A 285-nucleotide genomic window follows, 5' to 3' on the forward strand; every position below is an offset into this window, starting at 1 on the left:
TATTACTACACTAAGATCATCCTGGACCTGATGACCCGCGAGCCTGATCCTCAGGGCAAGGTTCTGCTGATAGGAGGGGCCATTGCCAACTTCACCGATGTGGCCAAGACCTTCAAAGGGGTGGTCATGGCCCTGAAGGAGTGCCAGGAACGGCTCCGAGAATGCAACGTTAAGATCTACGTGAGACGGGGCGGCCCCAACTACGAGCTGGGCTTAAAGCTCATGCGTGAGCTTGGAGGCACACTGGGAGTGTCAATAGAAGTTTACGGCCCCGAGATGCACATG

At 55.4% G+C, this 285-nt stretch carries 1 protein-coding gene; it reads left to right on the forward strand.

Going from position 1 to position 285, the window contains the following annotated elements; all coding sequences use genetic code 11:
• Window positions 1-285 (forward strand): ATP citrate lyase citrate-binding domain-containing protein (locus MD536_RS21490; RefSeq protein ID WP_239603834.1); only part of this gene is annotated, 285 nt, incomplete at both ends.

The organism is Flavihumibacter cheonanensis (assembly GCF_022352215.1).
Classification (GTDB): Bacteria; Bacteroidota; Bacteroidia; order Chitinophagales; family Chitinophagaceae; genus Flavihumibacter; species Flavihumibacter cheonanensis.